A 17,523-nucleotide genomic window follows, 5' to 3' on the forward strand; every position below is an offset into this window, starting at 1 on the left:
CTCTATCAAAACGATGGTTTTAAGGGTGGAGAAATCCACCCAGAAGCCACCGCAATGACTGACATGAGTTAGAGCAGCCTGCTGAAAAATGAACAAATCTGGTCAGCGTCATATCAGGAGGTCAGTAACATTTGTATTTCTCCGATGTGTTCTACTAACTCCTCAGCTTCCAATTCAGTTACAATAATATTTCCTTTTATATTTTCCATTGTTTTATCCTTTCTATCTCGTTATTTGATTTTTATAAAACAACTACTATCCATAAGAACATCGTCTTTATGTCCCATACGATCACCTTCTTTCAAAATATGTACTCGTATGGAAATTGATAAAAAGGGTACAAAAAAAACCACACGAGCAAAGTATTTATCTTTACCAATGTGGTCTATTATCTTTATATTCCACATAGGCACAACACATTTAGCGCTTGCACCTATGACAAATCACAGATACAAACGCTACCTATCGTCGTCCCTATTCAGTTTCTGGAACTGATTATTAAACATAATTATACCTCTATCTGGGTTGAAATTCTCATTTATTTCTTGCCATTCTATCACTGATTAAATTAATTGTCAAGATACCCTTGGATTGCATGAAACTCGCGAAACTCGTATATAACGATTTCATAAACTAAGACATATTAATCTAAGAAACACCATCCATTCTTGTCAGAATATCTGCCACATATAGAAACATGACTGTGACGAAGATCGTGGATTCGTATGACTGGAACTCCTGTCTCTTTGCATCCCCTTTCCATTTTACGTTTTATTAATCCGCACCGTCTGTTTTTCAAAATCGAAATTCTCTGGTGTGAGGGCAAGCAGCTCGCCATCCCGAATTCCGGTCCAGTACAGCATTTCAAAAGCGTAATAAGATCTGGGCTTGCCCATCATAGTCTAAGCATGTTTCAGATATTGTTCCTTTGTCCAGAACTTCATTTCCTTCGGAACCTCTTTTCCCATGCTCCCCGTTGAGCTTGGCGAGCTTTTGGGGTTCCTCGGAAAGACTTCGGATGTTCGTGTGGCACAGTATGAAACAGAAGCCAGAACTCCCAAAGCTGACCTGATCAAAAAAATGGCACAGATCTTCGATATCAGCCCAAGAGCAATCAATGTTCCGGACATTGACTCCTATCTTGGTCTTATGCACACCCTCTTTGCACTGGAAGATATGTATGGAATCAAAATCGGAGAAATCGACGGAGAACTCTCTCTCCGCCTTGACCGGGAACACAAGAACTATCAGCATCTGTTCACATCTTTTCTTGCATGGCAGCAAATGGCTGCAAAACTGGAATCCGGAGAAATCAGCCAGGAATAACTTCGTGTATCATTGCCCCTCTTTAAGCGAGCTTAATCGGTGCATGATCCACTCAGTTGCTGTTCGGATTGTTGCCAAATCGTTGCCAAAATATTAACGGATTTTGTTTGGAATCCGCATAAATACTAGGCTTATTTTTGCAAAATCCTATTCGAACCCGCAAAGTTTTTTGTTTTAATCTTGTTTTTCTATATTTATCACGACTTTACAACTTTTATAAATGCCAGCACTGTTGCCGAATTAACTGTTTTAAAGCTTTCATAACAACACTGGATTTTATGCTGGTTTCGATATTTCTCACGAAAGTGGTATAAAATACCTGCTGCCGGATTTGCTCACTAAGGGCAAACCGAAATTCCTGCACACTTTCTGTACGGTACTTTGAAAATGATTCTTCCTGATATGGCAGTATCTTCATGGCACAATACGAGATGTTGATCAGGTTAACCAACATTTCGATTCCCTTCCGACTGCGTAACATATAGCTGCATAACGACCAGAACGTTTTCTGTTCATAATAACTCACCTCGATATTCCAGCGAAATGTGTAACACAATAATGGAATGAACTGCATACGCTCACTCCCGGTCTGGTTTAGCGGCGCCTTTTCCTGCCATGCGCAGAATATCTGCATCTGCTCTGGAATAATCGTACTGAAAAACAGGCGTCTGGAGCCGCCGGTTTTCTCTGTAGAAGTTACATAGGCGGGAACCTCCCTTTGCCCGAAGATATTGGTAGGGACCCGGCGTACACCCATGTAGTAATCCCCTATCTTTTCAGCAGAAAGAGTGAAGTCCTCTTTAATAGAAAGGCGTTCCCCATGCTTTGCGGGCCTGCCTCTTCTGCCGGTTGGCTGTGGGGCAAGGTCATAAATAACAGAGTCAGCCCTGGCATTACAGATCAAATCTAGATTTGGATATTCATCAACAATACAGGCGAGATTTTTCTTGGCGTACCAACTGTCACAAAGGATTATGACATTCTTCTGAGAAGCAAAAGAGGGCATGACCTGAGGCACCATGGCTGCGGCAAGCTCCAGTTTCGATTGTTTTTTCTGCCACATGCGGTAACCGAGAGGGACAGCCAGATAAGCAATCCGGCGGTTGCTCCATATGGGGACACAAAGCATGAGACTGACAAAGCAATGGCCGTTCAGATAGTTGGAGCCATTGTGTGCTGCATGGTCAAAAAGTTTTGAAACATCTTCAAATTTCCTTCCAAATTTAGAAATCATGGTATCATCAATGCAGAAGAAGACCGGCTGTGACTTCAGGGAGTCAGGAATGAGTTTTAAAGCCAGGGATGCCGTTACATTCATGAATCTGGAATAGTCTGCTTTGGAGTAGGAACAGGCATAATAAAAAGCAGTCAGTGACTTTTGGGTGATGCCAGACAAAAAATGTCGGTAGAGGGAACGGATGGAATCCGCCGACTCCATGGCAAGTATGGATAAAGCCAGTAGAAATAAAGTCTCCGCGGCAGGGGAAGAAAACGTTTTAAAATAGATGGAAAAATATTGATGAAGTCTACCAATCAGGTTCTTTTCGTTGTATAATGAGTTTGTCGTACAGGGTCACTTTCCTTTGGAGAGTATGAAAAAAAGTCTGTAAATTGAGATCTTCTATGATAAGTTAATGAGAAAGGTAGGTGGATGTCGTGACCACCTACCTTTACTATACGGATGCTTTTGGATTCTGTCAAGATGTATTGGAAAATCCCATCAAATTATGGTACACTTCTTACAGGAAAACATCAGGAGGTGTGCCATGAAGCTAAAAACAGACGATCCCTTTGTACCTGAAGATATCAGGGCAAAGATCAATGGACTGCAGTCCCTGCTGGATCATGCAGCCGACTTATACAGTGATATCTATAGCTGGTATGACAGTGAACTGAAATCCTATGACCCGAAAGCCACCGCAGACGATGAACTGTTTGACCCTGGCACAGGGACTGTTGTGGAGGGGATCGATTACCTGTCTATCATGGAATCCCTGTCAGAGCTGCAGACAGCCAACGAATGTAAAATGCAGAGGGATTAACCTTGTGTCCCATCGGCCTGGCCTCTGGCGATGTCTTCCCGTATCAGGGCCTTGATGGCCCCTTGGACGGAAGTGTCCCTGCCATATTTGTGCTGTCTGACCCAGGCCAGGATATCTGCATCTGTCTTCATATTCAGTTTTAACTTCACCTGTACAGTATTATAGCTGTCGTACCTGTCCTGAGCATCGTATTTTGAAAATCCATACATGGAAAGCTCCTTTCCGGATAGGTGTACACCTATGCCTGTGCGCTCTTATTCCGGCAGTCTGCCTTCGTACATAATGGACAGTTCCCCATAGACCTGCCCCCAGTTGCGGATGGGCATGGTCCACTTCTTCGTCGCCTCGAACGTGGCCAGGTACAGAGCCTTTAAGAGCGCCGTGCTGCCCGGGAACACGCTCCGCTGGCGGTTGAGCTTCCGGTAGGTAGAGTTGAGGCTCTCGATCGCGTTGGTAGTATAGATCACCTTCCTGACCTCCATGGAAAACTTGAAGATGGGGGATACCACATCCCAGTTGTCATGCCAGCGTTTCATTGAGTTGGGGTACTTTGGCGTCCACTTTTCCGTCACCTTCTCCAGCGCCTCCAGCGCCTTTTCCTCGTTTGCGGCATGGTAGATGGTTTTCAGGTCCGTGGCAAATGCTTTCCGGTCCTTGTCGGAGACGTATTTCAGCGTGTTCCGTACCATATGTACGATGCAGCGCTGCTGCTCCGTCTTCGGGAATGCCGCCGTTATGGCTTCCTTAATGCCCGTGAGCCCGTCCGAGCAGAGAATGAGGATATCCTTCACACCGCGGTTCTTCAACTCGTTCAGAACGCAGAGCCAGTACTTGGAGCTTTCATTCTCCCCGATCTGTATGCTCAGGACTTCCTTTTTACCTTCCAGCGTAAGGCCGAGGATGACATAGGCGGCAAGCTTGCGGATTACCCCGTCCTCCCGCACGGAATAATGGATTGCGTCGATGTAGACCACGGGATAGACTTCCTCCAGCGGGCGGTTCTGCCAGTCTTCAATCTGCGGCAGTATCTTGTCCGTCACGTCCGAGATGAACCCTTCCGAAGCCTCAAAACCATAAATGTCCATCAAGGTATCCGAGATTTGGCGGGTTGTCATGCCTTTTGCATACATGGATATGATCTTCTGGTCAATGCCGGAAATGTCCTTCTGGCGCTTTCTTACCACCTGGGGTTCAAACGTGGACTTCCTGTCCTGGGGCACCTGGATGTCCATGCTCCCGAAGCTGCTGTTGATCCGCTTGGGCTTGTAGCCATTGCGGTAATCATCCGAATCCGACCGTTCTGACCTCCCATAGCCGAGATGCTCATCCATCTCCGCTTCCATCATCTCCTTCAGGGTGCTCCCCAGCAGGTCTTTGAGGGCTTCCTGGATATCCTCCGCAGTCTGGATGTCATACTCTTCCAGGAGCTGATGGACGATGTTCCTTTTCCCCTCCGTCATGACTACTTTGTGTACGGGCTGTTTTTCTCTTCTTGCCATAATAATAGGCCTCCTTATGATAATAGATTTTATCATAGAAGACCTAATGCTTAATAGCTATTTACAGAAAAACTTTCATACTCTCTTCCTTTGTATATTTTGTTGGCAAACTAATTATACACCAAAGTGTCCTGTACGATATTTTTTTTCTTAAAAAGTTGTAAAGTCGTGTATATTTATCTATACCACTCCGTATAGATATTACTCGTATTCCTCACACTATTTTTCTTTATTGTTATGGTATCCGGTGGCTTGCACCCTCCTTTGCAAACCGGTACTACCAATCAAAGAATAATGAGAAAATGGTTTACCAATCCATGTGTATATTATGACTCTGATTTGAGAAATTTGCGTTCACTTTTTTATGATAAACATCCGCATATTTAACCGTAACGATAGTCGCTACTGTTTTCCGCAACATTTCTTATACTTTTTGCCACTTCCACATGGACAGGGATCATTTGGATATATTTTTTTCTCTTTTACAACCGGAATCTGTTTTGGTGCCGTAAATTCATCAAAAATTTCATCTTCATCCATTTCCCATTTTTTAATCGAGTTCTCGAATGTGTCTAACTGCTGCTGATACCATTTGCTTTCGTTTTCTTTTCCGACATAATCGGCTAATTGCCGCGCACGCATAAAAAGAATCGAATTATCCACGTAACACGAAACACCCCATGTCACTTTTCTTACCACTTCATACGCTTTCTCTGCATCTCCATTTTCAAAAAGAATCCAGCTAAAGCTATTGGTTCCATTTACGTTTTGCGAGTCATCCATCAGCCAATTTTCATAATATTCATATGCCTCCGCTGTTTTTCCTTCCCGAAAAAGGGATTCGCCAATGCCGCACCGAAAACAGCTGTCGTCTTCGCCTTGCCAATCAAACATCTCCAATATCTTTTGGCAGAACGCAATTCTTTCCCCATATTTTCCTGCATTTCCCAGTTCCATCTCATAGTCCTGAAGCCAGCAGTCAATCGGATATACATAATCCTGTGACTCCATCAGACCATAAAGTGTCTCTGTTTCCGGAACCTGTTTCATAACAGATTCAAAAATATCCCACGCTTCCTGCCAAAAACACAGGCCTTCTGCTGCCTTTTGTTCTTCAAAAGATTCATATCCTTTTTGAACCAACTCATCCCACTTATCCCATTCCGTTCTTATGTGATGATCGTCCTCATAATCAATACTTTGCCTTAACATCTCCTCAAGGCTGCTTTTATACTTTTCTTCATCAAAAGCCTGTCCCTTTTTCAAAATATCATAAATTTCTGTAAGTACAACTGCTCCGATTTTATCCTTTGCTTCTGACTTTGAATACCCGGCATCCAACAGTTTGTCATATGTATTCTTCGTGCATGGAGGATCGTTTGCTTTTAACTGATTATCCACCACCTCCAAAATGCTCTTCTTCAGTCTTAAATTCGCCACTATTTTACCGCCCTTTCCAAAAGTATTTTTATCAGTTATGCTTTAAAACTTCCAATGCCCTTAATAGTAATTTTTTTCTCCTGTGTTCTTCCAAAAATGTCTTATATCCGGCATTCCATTAATGGTATCGTAATTTAAGACGAAAAAGCAGAATATGCCAAAAAAGTTGGCAACTTACCATGCAGGTGGATTGGTCGAAAAATCTGAAGAAACGCTTGGACCTGACTATGAGAGTAAATTTAGTCCGAAACCTTTCGGTAAAGAACTCCCTGTCAAAACAGGGACTGCTCTTCTTGATATCAACCGCACTAGTACAGCATTGCTTAAATATCAGTGATTAAATTACTAATGGTATCCCGGCATATGTCCACTTAAATGGGTGTGCTGTAAGATTGTATTGTTCAATAAAGCGCAGGATGCTTGCTTCCAGTTCTTCTATTGATAGGTAGCTTTTCCGCTTCAGCAGCTTCCGGTTAATGATGCCAAACCATATCTCAATCTGGTTCATCCAGGAACTGTGTTTCGGAGTATAGACAAAGCGGATCCGGTGGGAAGGGTCATGCAGGAAATCCGCTCGGCTTTCCATACTTTTAAGGATCCCTGTTTTCCCTTTTTTGCCCAGTTCCACGCCAAGGGCACAGGCTTCTGCCACAAAGCGGACAAGGGCTTCCGATTTATGGGTGTTTAGGCCATCGCATATAAATGTCCATGGGGCTTGCGGGTCTGTCCCTACCAATGCTTTCACGGCTTCCACAAAATCCTCTTCTGTGCGTGTGGAGTTTAAATACGGCATTTCCATACGGCCCGTTGCAACATCAAAGAACCCGATGAGGCTGGTCGTGCCATGGCGGATATACTCAAACTCCATTTTGGCGCACTGGCCGGGTAATGGGAGCTTGTCAGGATATTTATGTTCCAGCGCTTGTACCCCGGTCATTTCATCCGTGGAAACAATGTGTGCACCTTCCCGGCTTTGTTCCTGGGCACTCTGGTACAGGCCGCAGATTTCGTTTACTTTCCGCGCAAAAGATTCCGGGGCTTCCGTCTTTTCCGAAGAATGAAGCCAGTAACGGATTTTGTGGGGATGTAAATCTACCTCATTTTTAAAAAACGGCTGACAGATTTCTCAGAAATCTGTTCAGCGATCCCCTGCTTTTTAATTTCTGCCACTAACAGCGGGAGACTCCACTGGCTTACTTCGTACCCAAAATCATTTGGGCTGCTGCAGGCAAGGTCGATGATCCGCATGATCTGGTCCGGCGTAAAAACAGACGGGGCACCGGGGCGTTTTTTATCGGACAGGACTGCCCGTATCTCATCTTCAAGCTTTTTCGGGTCGTCCATTTCAATCCTCCGCAAGGCTGGGAGCGCCGCGAGGAACCGACTGCGCCAGGTGGCAACATTATTATAATGAAGCCCGACCTGTGGTGCAATATTCTGGTTGAGTTCCCCCTGTGACGCAAGCAGGACAATGCTGGCTCTTTTGACCAGTCCTGACGGAAGGGAGCGGCTTTTTGAAAAAGCAGATAATATGTTTTTCATGGCATCAGATAAAACCGGGATAGTATCAATTGTTTTCCTTCGCATAATAACACATCCATTCTTTAGTGATAGAATTATTATGCACCGACTACAATAAAAAAGCAACGTCTATTCATTATTATTTTGGCAATGCTGTACTAGCGTGTATTACAGCGGGTCACCCGTATCTCATGAGGAATTAGACTGCAAAGCGGCCGAAAAATTCTGCTATCAACTGTCAGACTCCAGAGTCCCGCTACTATCCGGCACTGTTGATTGATTATGCAGCTTAGGGATAACATTCTTCCCCCGCCTCAACTACATATCATAGTCTTTTGGTTCTGAGCCAAATGTAACCTTGCATACAGATAATTTGCCCTCTGATATGCGTTCAAAAACGCCTACCCAAAATGGTTCCTCAAAAAATACTGTCAGTCTGCCCGAAACTTTGTCCATGACAATTCCTCCTTAAAATGATTGTAATGAACAAAGCACGGACGACCCTAAGGAAGGAGGGCTGCTTACACCAAATCGGTGCGACTGGACTACCTACCAGTTCTGCAAGGTTGCCTTGCGTTGTGTTTTTATCTTTGCCACAGCTTACTTTTTATAACCATACTCCCCAATCCCCATAGTTAAATGTTCCACTGCCATGATGAAGTTTTCCGTCCACCTTAAGATTTCTAAATGCTTCTCGCATATGAATTAAAATTTACGGCTTTATATCCAATGAATGATGTGCTTTACTGCACAGCAAAACCAGGTGGCACCTGAAAAGCCCGCAGGGAAGCGAATTTCCCACCGCACGGTCTTCGTCATTCTGACGAAGCGAAAAAGTGGAAAACCGCTGGCTTCAACAGAACCTATTCCATGAAAAACAGCATGTTTTCCACATAAAGACAGCGAGTCCGGAAAAACAGAGACGGTTATCCTCCAATCGCCGCAGCGGCTCTGTCGACATGTGGATAAGTTCCCCATGGAGCTGTTCCGGATGCATAAGGGCAGAAAAAATTTTCTCCCGTTTGCACAAAAATCAGAAGTCCTTCTTTTTCACGGGGCGGATCGCCTTGGGCTGGTCGATAGAAAGCCCCTCCAGGAGCCAGCGGTATTCCTGCCGGGTAAGGTTCCTTACTTGGGAGGAATTCCTTGGCCACTGGAAACGGCCGTTATCCAGTCTTTTATACAGAAGGCAGAAGCCGTCTTTTTCAAAATGCAGTGCCTTGATTCGGTCACAGCGTCTCCCACAAAAAAAGGAACAGGGAATTGCTGTAGGGATCCATTTCATAGGTATCCCGGATGATGGCCATCAATCCATTAAAGCTATCTAAAGAGGGAATTAGCAATAACGTATCTATATATCTACTGATAGGTTCAATCCTATCGTCACAATAAATTTGAGTGATTTTATCTGAAATTGAGTCTTTAAAATACCGTGTAGTTTTATTACTCCAATTATCGATTGGACATTTTCTAATTTCTCTTTCAAATAATGCAGATAAGACTAAAGCACAGCTAAAAAACAGCTTCTTATCAAATAATTTTTCGGCTTCAATCCACCAATTATTTTTCTCAACTTCAAATCGCGCATATCCCCTTCCAAGTTTCCTCATTATTAGGTTCCCAAAAAGGAGAGATAACCCACCCATTTTGCCCTAATTCTCTACATTTATTCCGTATTTTATTTGAAACATTATTTGAAAAATCTGTATCTATCCACACATCTGCCAAAAATTCATTTTGCTTTTCCACTCGATCCGTGCCATTAAACCTATAATCTACCAGACACCTAAATGTATATAAAGATTCCAACACTTCATTTCTCCTATCCCTGATTGCTTGTAGTACTTTTCAATATGGTGCTAGCACCATGTAATTTTTGCACCAACAAGGAAATCTATCTGCGTTCCCTCAACTTGTTCAAAATCGCCATAACATCCGGCTGCGTTGGTGTGAACTTTATACCACGCTTCAACATACCTATGACTTTTCTCGCTTTCTGCTCAATCTCTCTGGCAGTATGCTCACTCGTCAACATCAGATGATTCCCAGCGATTGTATATTCCCGTTCTATGTATTCCTCTGTTATCGGAAACATATCCTGTATCAGGAATGCGCTCTCCCGGCTGTCATCCAGTTTGACGATATGGAGAATATCGCAGGGTTTCCCGGCTTTTACTTTTTTCTCCATAATCCGTCTGTATTTATCAATGCGGCTGGACAATGGTATCATCCAGTATATCCCGGTACTTGAATCTTCAAAGCAATAATAATGCGGTCTGTTTCCCGCCTTATTCCCTTTGAGATATGGGTCTGGCATATCCTCAAAAAATTTGTCCTTGATAATATAAAAGCCTGTTTTCTTCATTTGCCTGTCCTCATTATGGAAAAAGTCCCCCACCTTGCGGCGAAGGACTATACTTTCAACCCAACCATTTATATACCGCATATCGGTCAGCGGTAAACTTTCAACCCGACCATTTATATACCACATATCGGTCAGTGGTAAACTTTCTTTGTACCTACATTCTAGCAAGTGCAAAGAGGAAAGTCAATAAGGCTTTCCATTAAAATTTTATGCAAATAGCCGCTAATTATTCCCGTTACGCAACAAAAACCGCATTTGAGTAATAAAGGTATAAAGTATCACCAACACCATTTTTGCACTCTCAAACCCTTATAAAATAAGCATTCCAGATACCCTAAAGCGTAACAATAGACAATATGCAACTTAATTGAGAAAAGCCGGGGCAGGCGTTACCTGCCCCTATGCTTTTCTTTCCTTTTCTGCTGTTTCAGTTCAAACTGCCGCTGTTTCTCTGCTTCCCGTTGCTCCCGGCTCACAGTCTTGCGTTCATTTTTCAACTGCTCCTGCTGTAATTTCAAAGCCTATTGCGATTTTGTGCATATCCCGGTGTTCTGCACCTGTTTCCGCACTTCCCGCTGTACCCGTTTCGGATTGCGAGCAACTTCCATCAGTTGCCACAGCCAGACTAAATTTCAGCCGATAGTAATTTTTCAGAACAAAATCGTATATCTCATAGTCCTTTGGTTCTGCTCCAAATGTGATTTTGCACACAGATAACTTTCCCTCAGATATTCGTTCAAACACGCCTATCCAGAATGGTTCTTCAAAAAATACTGTCAGTCTGCCCGCTATTTTGTCCATGACAATTCCTCCTTGAAAATTGTAATGCACAAAGAACGGACGACCCAAGGAGGGAGGGCTACTTACACCAAATCGGTGCGACTGGACTACCTACCAGTTCTACAAGATTACCTCGCGTTGTGTTTTTATCTTTGCTCCTATATGTTACCACATAAATGTCCATTTTTCCATAAAAATGTGGCAATCCGCTTATTAGTGCAAACTGCCACATTATCACACTTTTCTTATTTGTTTTAACTGACACGGTGCTGACATCATGTTCAAATCAAAATCATTACTAAGATTCCGATAAATGCAGCTGTGACTGTTCCCAGTCCAAATATGGCCGCGTCATAAAAACGAAACCCGAATGGAGCATCCGCCTTTATACAAAAGTCCCACGCGGCACGGAGGAATATAAAGAAATCTATAACCAGCGTACCGCTACGGAGCGCATCAACAACCGCGTCCTGAATGATTATGGTCTCCACCGGATGGTACTCCATGGAAAACCACGTTATTCCTTCATGACCACGATCACTGCTATATGCATCCATTTAGATGCCCGCTTTAAAAAGCGGCAGAATGCGGAATAGCTGATATCTGGCATTTATCCAAATATCCTATCAAAGGACCTCCTGTCGAAGGTCTAAAAATCATGCCCTTCTTTATTCTGTATTCCCTGGATAATCATCACCTCCACCTCTCGTTTCCCGATTATTCATTGGCGTTTTTTAATTGTTTGAAAATTGCATCAATTGTTTATCAAGTTTCCGAGACCGCTCATTTTAGGACAAAAAACAACACGAATCCGCGGACCTTTGAAAAAGAAAGGTCCACAAACTCATGTTGTACAAAATCAAGCCGAAGCTCTGCACGCAACTATTTACTCCCCGGTTATACCAATCCAGGAACAAAAGCCAATGTTCTCGCGAAAGAATATCGTTATCTTACAACAAATCGGCTGTTTTTTTAGCATACTGCACAAGATTTTTCTTTGGTTCACCTATACAAAATCCTCCCGCATAGGATTAAAGATATCCAGAAGAATGCCTGCCTTCCTGCACACGCATCCATGCTCCACGCCGTCCAGCTTCAGCATGGTATCCCCTGCCCTCACTGTTTTTTTCTCACCGTCTATATTAAACTCGAATTCTCCGCTTACCACATATGTAATCTGGGTATGGGGATGATGATGAAGGCTGCCCACGGCTCCCTCCTCAAAGGTATTCTCCACACACATCAAATCCTTACTGTAAGCCAGAACCCTCCTGACAACCCCAGGCCCCGCCTGAACCGGCTCCGCGTTCTCATGAAACACCCATCTTTCATCCAGCATGTCACTGTCTCCTTCCGTCATTCACCGCAGTCATCCGCGGTATATTCTCCATTATACCAAGCAGGCGGGGCTGCGGCTAGTCCCCGCTTCTAGTTTTCTGAATTTTTTAAATACGTTTCTCACAAATGTTTATTTCTCAGATTCCGTAACGCCTCCGCATGGTCCGTCTTGCCATGGGGAAGGCCCATATCAAAGCCCACGAAGGTGGGGTAATGGCTTCCCTTGCCAGTACATCCTGATAAAATTCCTCTGTGTCCGTGATTTTTCCTGCCCTGTACAGCTCCCCTGACAGGATTCTTATGATATCCTTTTTACTGCCTTCCATATCGAATACAATACAGTTCTCATTTAAATCATACTTATCAATTTTCCAATTTCTGTTTACTGTAAATGTATCTTACAGCCAGGCTGATTATACCTCTTCAAAGCCGACAAAGTGTAGGAATCTTGCAAATGCCCTCCGTCCTTGCCCGTCGCATTTATAGACGCCCGCATCCTCCAGGACCCGTGCAAACACCTTTCCCACTTCCTCCTGCAGTATGGACCACACATTATCCCTTGTCACCGGGATGCCCTTTTCCTGATAAACGGGCAGGAATTCCTCCACCCAGTCAGCGTGTTTCTCAAGGACCTCATCCCTTCGTATATCCTTTCCATCCACCATGTACTCTCCCAGCATTGCCAGCTCCGTCTTAAGCCTTGAAGGCAGCACAGCCAGTCCCATGACCTCAATCAGGCCAATGTTCTCTTTCTTTATGTGATGAAGCTCCTGATGGGGATGGTATACGCCCAGCGGGAATTCCTCTGTGGTAATATTATTGCGCAGCACCAAATCCAGTTCAAAGGTATCCCCAACCTTTCTGGCAATGGGCGTAATGGTGTTATGAGGTTCTCCGTCTGTCTCGGCAAAGATAAATGCATCCTCATCCGTATAGCCTCTCCATGCTCCCAGTACAGCATCCCCCAGCTCAATCAGTCTGTCCGGGTCAGCCGCCCGAAGCCGCAGCACGGACATAGGCCAGAATACGATTCCCGCTTCCACATCCTCGTACCCTTTTATGGTAAAATGCTTCTCTATGGGCGCTTTTGCCATGGCAAAGGTATAATGTCCCCCCTGGAAATGGTCATGGCTCAGGATGGATCCTCCCACAATGGGAAGGTCCGCATTGGAGCCCAGGAAATAATGGGGAAACTGTTTGATAAAGTCAAACAGCTTTCTGAATGCCGCCTTATCAATTTTCATAGGCACATGCTGTCCGTTAAACACGATGCAGTGCTCATTATAGTACACATATGGGGAATACTGGAATCCCCACTGACTGTCATTGATGGTAATGGGAATGATTCTGTGGTTATTCCGGGCAGGATGATTGGTCCGCCCCGCATATCCCACGTTCTCCATGCACAGCTGGCATTTGGGATAGCCGCTCTGCTTGGCTAGTTTAGCCGCGGCAATGGCCTTTGGATCCTTTTCCGGTTTGGACAGGTTTACCGTAATGTCTAACGTACCGTAACGGGTATCCGTGGTCCACTTCATATCCCTTGCAATGCGGTAACGGCGGATATAGTCGGAGTCCTGGCTAAAGCCGTAATACCAGTCAGTTGCTTTCTCAGGGGACTCCTCATAGCGTTTCCAGAATTCTTTTACCACCTCGCCCGGTCTTGGCATCAGGCAGTTCATCAGCTTTGTGTCGAGCAGATCCCGGTAAACCACGCTGTCCTCCTTAAGCACGCCCGTGTCCGCGGCACAGTCCAGAAGCTCCTTTAAAATGGCCTCCAAATCCCCGCTCTCCGCCGGCCCCTGGGGTTCTTCATACTCGTCCATTCCCATCACATCCAGGATTTGGTTCCTGGCATAAATAGCGTCCACCTCAGATATGAGCCCCTTATCCAGACCGTACTGTACCAATCCCTTAACCGCTTCATAAACCATAGAAATATCCTCCCTGTACACTCTTCCATCTAAGCGCAGCCACATGCCGCTGTTTTCTTCCATTATAACCCTCACACCCCGTAACCACAATGCACTTTTTTACTTTTATATCCTGTTTTTGTTAAACGGATCGGAGTAAACGGTTCACCCGGCCCACCAGAATTCCTCCCAGAAGGCCAATCAGCGCTCCCGCCGCACAGCCTGCTGTCAGAAGCACCGGCAGGTAGGAAAACACGCCGAACGTATTCACCACAAAGGCCGCCATCAGAAACTGTCCGATATTATGGGCCACTCCTCCCAATATGCTGACTCCCACCATTCCGAACAGCCTGAACCGCTTGCACAGGGCCATGATGGTAAGGCTCAGGGCAGTCCCCGACAGACCAAACAGGATGGCCGAAGGCGGCCCAAACAGGATGCCTGATAAAAGTATGCGCACCACGCTGATAAGAGCTGTCTCTTTTGTTCCCATACAGTACAGTCCCACCATGGTAACCAGATTAGCCAGCCCCAGCTTTACCCCGGGCGCTCCCAGATATACCGGCACCAATGACTCCACGTATCCCAGCACCAGTGCCAGGGCTGTCAGTATCCCAAAAAGGGCCGCATTTCTGGCAGAGGCTCCGGGGACTTGTTTTGCCTGGCCTTTTTTCACCGTTACAGCTGAGTCTTTATATGATTCTGTGACTGCCTTTTTCTGATTCGTCATATGATCCTCCCGTCTTCATCGCGGCATTTCATCCTTGCCCTGCGCTCTGTGTTGAACACGCATGTTCAACACGCATATAGTATACCATGCATGACCCAATTCTTCCATAGTGCCTTGGAGCGTAGGCGGCAACAGAACGGCAACCGTCTGAACTGTTTTCATGTATGAAAATGGACGGGAATGAATTACCACCGCTGCCTGTGCGAAAACTCATTGTATGCAATGGCGTATTGTGATAAAATTCTTAAGGAAAGTATCAGATTCAGAGCGACAAAAAAATGAACAGCTTATGCAAAAGATAAACTGCTCTGAATGTGATTCTTTCCAATTGTACCAAGTCGCGGAACTTTAGCCATAGGCTGTATGGGGATAGTATTTCCCCAGGGAAGCTTAAAATAGTGGATTATGGTGGTCTGCAATGCAGAAGCAGGACGATTTTAGCTGTATCCCATATTTTTGGGTATGCTTCGCAGACCTCCCGATGGCAGGTCTTAAAAAATATATAGGAAAGCAGCCTGTCAGGAAGAAGGAACATGACACCTTCCCAGCTGTTTCATGGCTGTATGACCACATTCAGGACACACACAGATATCGAAATTCCAGACTGCTTTTAAAAGCTCTGCCAGGGACATTCCGGCGTAACGCTGCTTGAAACGCTGTCCATTCTGAAGCTTAAAGATAACCTTCAGATTCTTATATTTCATCCGATTGTTCAGAAAACCATAATAGCGTATTTTCTGAAAGCCGGAAGGCAGCACATGCATCAGGTAACGGCGTATAAACTCCGTGTTGCCAAGAGTAATCTGACGTTTTGGTTCACCCGGCTTTTTTCCACGGGCAGAGAATGTTACCGTATCTTCCGTAACAGAAAGGATCCTGCTGTTAGAGATGGCGATTTTGTGGATGTAGCGTCCAAGGTATTCAATGACATTGCCGAAGCCGTTGAAGGTTTTCTTGATGTAGGGGCACCAGTCCATTTCATAAAGCTTATTTTTAAATTCCTTCCAGTGGTAAGAATTACGCAGGTTTTCACAGGAGGATGAAAAGTTAAGGGAGCCGCTTTCATAAAGGGAGACAAGGTGTGCCATATATTTCCCCTTAAACTTATCCCGCAGGACCTCCGTACGGATAAAAAACTTAGATGAGGATTTACGGATTTTTCCATCTCCGGTAAGCCCGCCGCCGGAAACAATGCAGTGCATATGTACATGGTAATCCAGCTCCTGATTCCAAGTATGAAGTACTTGGATAATCCCGGGTGTTGCCCCGAGCCACTTCTTATCAGCAGATAATTCCAGAAGTGTTTCGGCGCAGCATCTGTGAAGAAGTCCATACAGAAGCTTCTGGTTGCAGTAAATGAGGGGATTTAATTCATGTGGAAGTGTAAACACTACATGAAAATAGGGTGAATCAATGACCTCAGCACTGCGTTTATCTACCCAGATTTCTTTCTTCACAGCCTGACAGTTGGGGCAGTTGCGGTTGCGGCAGGAATTATTGTGGACTTCCACATGCCCACAGTCGGTACACTGACTTAAGTTGACACCAAGCCTTCCGGATTTGCAGTTTAAGATGGCTCGGGCGGCTTTGCGTTGGACATCCGACTGATAGTGCCCCGGTGCTGAGAAAGCTTCATAGGACTGCTCAAATATCTGCCTGATTTTGTAATCACTCATGGTATTCACCTGCCAATCGGTCAAAAGGGCTGACGGCATTGCGGATGGCATTACCGGAAAGATGGACATAAATAGTGGTGGAAGACAAAGATTTATGTCCCATAAGCGCTTTTATGGTAAGCAGGTCGGTTCCGTTTTCATACAGATGGGTACCAAAAGCATGACGAAAGGAATGACAGGTAAGCCTGCGTTCCCATCCGAGCCTGTCCTCATGGGCATGGATGTGTCTTGAAAGGAAGAATGTGTCGATGGGTCTGTCCTCGCCACTTTGCTTTGGAAAAAGAAAGCCTTTTGGTCTGCCGTATTCAAACCAGTAGCGTGTCAGCAGGTCAAGTGCCGCTTTAGAAAGAATGGCATAGCGGTCATTCCTGTTTTTGGAGTGTGTGATGTGAAGCCGCATGTTTTTGCGGTCAACATCCTCGTAACGCAGACGGCATACTTCACCGATACGAAGCCCTGAGGAATACATGAGTGTAACCATAGTCTTCTGCTTTAAATCAGGTATGGAAGAAATAAACTGCCATGTTTCCTGTTTCGAGGGAACATAGGGAAGGTACTCGTCAAACTTACGCATGGGAAGCTGTGTGTCATCCCATGTTTTGTGAAGAACATACATGGTGAAAAAGCGCAGTTGTGAAATGGCACAGTTGATGGTGCGGTCAGAAAGGTCTCTGGATTTCTGTAGCCATTTGATGTAGTCACGAAGTTCATCCCAGGAAACATCTTCTGGCGATTTGTGAAGAACATTTGCGAGGTAATCCAGATACGCCCGGATGTAAGTACAGTAATTTTTAAGGGTATGGTCGGTAAGACCGCGAAGGGAAATCATTTCCCTGAAAGAATTTAAATATTTGTCCATAGTAAAATCTCCTTTGAAATGCAATAAAAACAGT

General features: G+C 44.8%; 17 protein-coding genes and 7 pseudogenes. 4 read left to right on the forward strand and 20 right to left on the reverse strand.

The annotated features are described in order from the left end of the window. Window positions 1-688: 688 nt before the first annotated feature. A pseudogene (locus LA360_RS10235) lies at window positions 689-992 on the reverse strand (site-specific integrase); the annotation flags it as partial. Between LA360_RS10235 and LA360_RS10240 the strand changes: the two are divergent. Continuing rightward, a pseudogene (locus tag LA360_RS10240) lies at window positions 967-1,323 on the forward strand (helix-turn-helix domain-containing protein); the annotation flags it as partial. The pseudogenes LA360_RS10235 and LA360_RS10240 sit on opposite strands and share 26 nt — an antisense overlap. Before the next feature lie 217 nt (window positions 1,324-1,540). Here LA360_RS10240 and LA360_RS10245 read toward each other — a convergent pair. Continuing rightward, the gene (locus tag LA360_RS10245) at window positions 1,541-2,863 is read right to left on the reverse strand and encodes an IS701 family transposase (protein WP_470295739.1); all 1,323 of its coding nucleotides are present in this window, start codon (window positions 2,861-2,863) and stop codon (window positions 1,541-1,543) included. A 229-nt stretch (window positions 2,864-3,092) separates the two neighbouring features. Between LA360_RS10245 and LA360_RS10250 the strand changes: the two genes are divergently transcribed. Next, entirely contained in the window at window positions 3,093-3,368 is a 276-nt protein-coding gene (locus LA360_RS10250; RefSeq protein ID WP_002583244.1) for a hypothetical protein, read from the forward strand. Here LA360_RS10250 and LA360_RS10255 read toward each other — a convergent pair. The 3 genes and pseudogenes from LA360_RS10255 to LA360_RS31855 form a co-directional block, all read right to left on the reverse strand. Next, a complete protein-coding gene (locus LA360_RS10255; protein ID WP_002583243.1) occupies window positions 3,365-3,577 on the reverse strand; it encodes a hypothetical protein in 213 nt (70 codons plus the stop codon). The genes LA360_RS10250 and LA360_RS10255 overlap by 4 nt on opposite strands. 45 nt (window positions 3,578-3,622) lie before the next feature. Beyond that, the gene (locus LA360_RS10260) at window positions 3,623-4,828 is read right to left on the reverse strand and encodes an IS256 family transposase (RefSeq protein ID WP_173876956.1); all 1,206 of its coding nucleotides are present in this window, start codon (window positions 4,826-4,828) and stop codon (window positions 3,623-3,625) included. A gap of 441 nt (window positions 4,829-5,269) precedes the next feature. Then, window positions 5,270-5,350, reverse strand: a pseudogene (locus LA360_RS31855) (SEC-C metal-binding domain-containing protein); the annotation flags it as partial. Window positions 5,351-6,461: 1,111 nt separating this feature from the next. Between LA360_RS31855 and LA360_RS10270 the strand changes: the two are divergent. Continuing rightward, a complete protein-coding gene (locus tag LA360_RS10270) occupies window positions 6,462-6,644 on the forward strand; it encodes a hypothetical protein (RefSeq protein ID WP_112482961.1) in 183 nt (60 codons plus the stop codon). On the opposite strand, the gene LA360_RS10275 is transcribed toward LA360_RS10270, so the two are convergent. The 9 genes and pseudogenes from LA360_RS10275 to LA360_RS10315 all read right to left on the reverse strand — a co-directional run bounded on the left by LA360_RS10275 (window position 6,645) and on the right by LA360_RS10315 (window position 10,994). Continuing rightward, window positions 6,645-7,430, reverse strand: coding sequence for a transposase (locus LA360_RS10275; RefSeq protein WP_112481403.1), 786 nt, complete (start codon window positions 7,428-7,430; stop codon window positions 6,645-6,647). It lies immediately after the preceding gene. After that, window positions 7,400-7,894, reverse strand: coding sequence for a helix-turn-helix domain-containing protein (locus LA360_RS10280; RefSeq protein ID WP_089776580.1), 495 nt, complete (start codon window positions 7,892-7,894; stop codon window positions 7,400-7,402). The genes LA360_RS10275 and LA360_RS10280 overlap by 31 nt, the downstream gene beginning before the upstream one ends. A 255-nt stretch (window positions 7,895-8,149) precedes the next feature. Further along, window positions 8,150-8,284: pseudogene (locus LA360_RS10285) on the reverse strand (YjdF family protein); the annotation flags it as partial. Window positions 8,285-8,435: 151 nt separating this feature from the next. Continuing rightward, window positions 8,436-8,570: pseudogene (locus tag LA360_RS31180) on the reverse strand (MBL fold metallo-hydrolase); the annotation flags it as partial. 291 nt (window positions 8,571-8,861) lie between these two features. Beyond that, window positions 8,862-9,113, reverse strand: a complete 252-nt coding sequence (gene tnpB, locus LA360_RS31860; protein WP_112482959.1) for an IS66 family insertion sequence element accessory protein TnpB — start codon at window positions 9,111-9,113, stop codon at window positions 8,862-8,864. Beyond that, the gene (locus LA360_RS10300; protein ID WP_166433720.1) at window positions 9,058-9,438 is read right to left on the reverse strand and encodes a transposase; all 381 of its coding nucleotides are present in this window, start codon (window positions 9,436-9,438) and stop codon (window positions 9,058-9,060) included. Before LA360_RS10300 ends, tnpB begins: the two co-directional genes overlap by 56 nt. Then, a complete protein-coding gene (locus LA360_RS31865; RefSeq protein WP_112482957.1) occupies window positions 9,404-9,640 on the reverse strand; it encodes a hypothetical protein in 237 nt (78 codons plus the stop codon). Before LA360_RS31865 ends, LA360_RS10300 begins: the two co-directional genes overlap by 35 nt. Window positions 9,641-9,722: 82 nt before the next feature. After that, window positions 9,723-10,193 carry a type III toxin-antitoxin system CptIN family toxin gene (gene cptIN / locus LA360_RS10310; protein WP_057572672.1) on the reverse strand — a complete coding sequence of 157 codons (471 nt, stop codon included), beginning with the start codon at window positions 10,191-10,193 and terminating at the stop codon, window positions 9,723-9,725. Between the two features lie 389 nt (window positions 10,194-10,582). Further along, window positions 10,583-10,994 (reverse strand): annotated as a pseudogene (locus LA360_RS10315) (YjdF family protein). Between the two features lie 290 nt (window positions 10,995-11,284). Here LA360_RS10315 and LA360_RS31185 point away from each other — a divergent pair. Beyond that, a pseudogene (locus tag LA360_RS31185) lies at window positions 11,285-11,569 on the forward strand (transposase); the annotation flags it as partial. 410 nt (window positions 11,570-11,979) lie between these two features. Here LA360_RS31185 and LA360_RS10325 read toward each other — a convergent pair. From LA360_RS10325 to LA360_RS10350, 6 genes are all read right to left on the reverse strand, one after another. After that, window positions 11,980-12,312, reverse strand: coding sequence for a cupin domain-containing protein (locus tag LA360_RS10325; protein WP_002585160.1), 333 nt, complete (start codon window positions 12,310-12,312; stop codon window positions 11,980-11,982). Between the two features lie 136 nt (window positions 12,313-12,448). After that, complete coding sequence (locus tag LA360_RS10330; protein ID WP_242857952.1) at window positions 12,449-12,637, reverse strand: PTS sugar transporter subunit IIA; 189 nt, start codon at window positions 12,635-12,637, stop codon at window positions 12,449-12,451. Between the two features lie 87 nt (window positions 12,638-12,724). After that, complete coding sequence (gene galT / locus LA360_RS10335; RefSeq protein ID WP_022203104.1) at window positions 12,725-14,308, reverse strand: UDP-glucose--hexose-1-phosphate uridylyltransferase; 1,584 nt, start codon at window positions 14,306-14,308, stop codon at window positions 12,725-12,727. Between the two features lie 58 nt (window positions 14,309-14,366). After that, on the reverse strand, window positions 14,367-14,954 hold the full coding sequence (locus LA360_RS10340) for a Gx transporter family protein (protein ID WP_022203103.1): 588 nt from the start codon (window positions 14,952-14,954) through the stop codon (window positions 14,367-14,369). 518 nt (window positions 14,955-15,472) lie between these two features. Then, on the reverse strand, window positions 15,473-16,630 hold the full coding sequence (locus LA360_RS10345) for an IS91 family transposase (protein WP_112481418.1): 1,158 nt from the start codon (window positions 16,628-16,630) through the stop codon (window positions 15,473-15,475). After that, window positions 16,623-17,489: a tyrosine-type recombinase/integrase gene (locus LA360_RS10350; protein ID WP_112481419.1), complete on the reverse strand. Its 867-nt coding sequence runs from the start codon at window positions 17,487-17,489 to the stop codon at window positions 16,623-16,625. The genes LA360_RS10345 and LA360_RS10350 overlap by 8 nt, the downstream gene beginning before the upstream one ends. Window positions 17,490-17,523: the final 34 nt, after the last annotated feature.

Origin of the sequence: Enterocloster clostridioformis, from assembly GCF_020297485.1 — a bacterium.
GTDB lineage: Bacteria > Bacillota > Clostridia > Lachnospirales > Lachnospiraceae > Enterocloster > Enterocloster clostridioformis.

Coding starts and splice junctions, on each gene's coding strand:
- LA360_RS10340 (WP_022203103.1), bottom strand. CDS start 14,954: ATGACGAATCAGAAAAAGGCAGTCACAGAATCATATAAAGACTCAGCT.
- LA360_RS10250 (WP_002583244.1), top strand. CDS start 3,093: ATGAAGCTAAAAACAGACGATCCCTTTGTACCTGAAGATATCAGGGCA.
- LA360_RS10300 (WP_166433720.1), bottom strand. CDS start 9,438: ATGAGGAAACTTGGAAGGGGATATGCGCGATTTGAAGTTGAGAAAAAT.
- LA360_RS10325 (WP_002585160.1), bottom strand. CDS start 12,312: ATGCTGGATGAAAGATGGGTGTTTCATGAGAACGCGGAGCCGGTTCAG.
- cptIN (WP_057572672.1), bottom strand. CDS start 10,193: ATGAAGAAAACAGGCTTTTATATTATCAAGGACAAATTTTTTGAGGAT.
- LA360_RS10345 (WP_112481418.1), bottom strand. CDS start 16,630: ATGAGTGATTACAAAATCAGGCAGATATTTGAGCAGTCCTATGAAGCT.
- LA360_RS10255 (WP_002583243.1), bottom strand. CDS start 3,577: ATGTATGGATTTTCAAAATACGATGCTCAGGACAGGTACGACAGCTAT.
- galT (WP_022203104.1), bottom strand. CDS start 14,308: ATGGAAGAAAACAGCGGCATGTGGCTGCGCTTAGATGGAAGAGTGTAC.
- LA360_RS10350 (WP_112481419.1), bottom strand. CDS start 17,489: ATGGACAAATATTTAAATTCTTTCAGGGAAATGATTTCCCTTCGCGGT.
- LA360_RS10260 (WP_173876956.1), bottom strand. CDS start 4,828: ATGACGGAGGGGAAAAGGAACATCGTCCATCAGCTCCTGGAAGAGTAT.
- LA360_RS10270 (WP_112482961.1), top strand. CDS start 6,462: ATGCCAAAAAAGTTGGCAACTTACCATGCAGGTGGATTGGTCGAAAAA.
- LA360_RS10280 (WP_089776580.1), bottom strand. CDS start 7,894: ATGCGAAGGAAAACAATTGATACTATCCCGGTTTTATCTGATGCCATG.
- LA360_RS10330 (WP_242857952.1), bottom strand. CDS start 12,637: ATGGAAGGCAGTAAAAAGGATATCATAAGAATCCTGTCAGGGGAGCTG.
- tnpB (WP_112482959.1), bottom strand. CDS start 9,113: ATGAAATGGATCCCTACAGCAATTCCCTGTTCCTTTTTTTGTGGGAGA.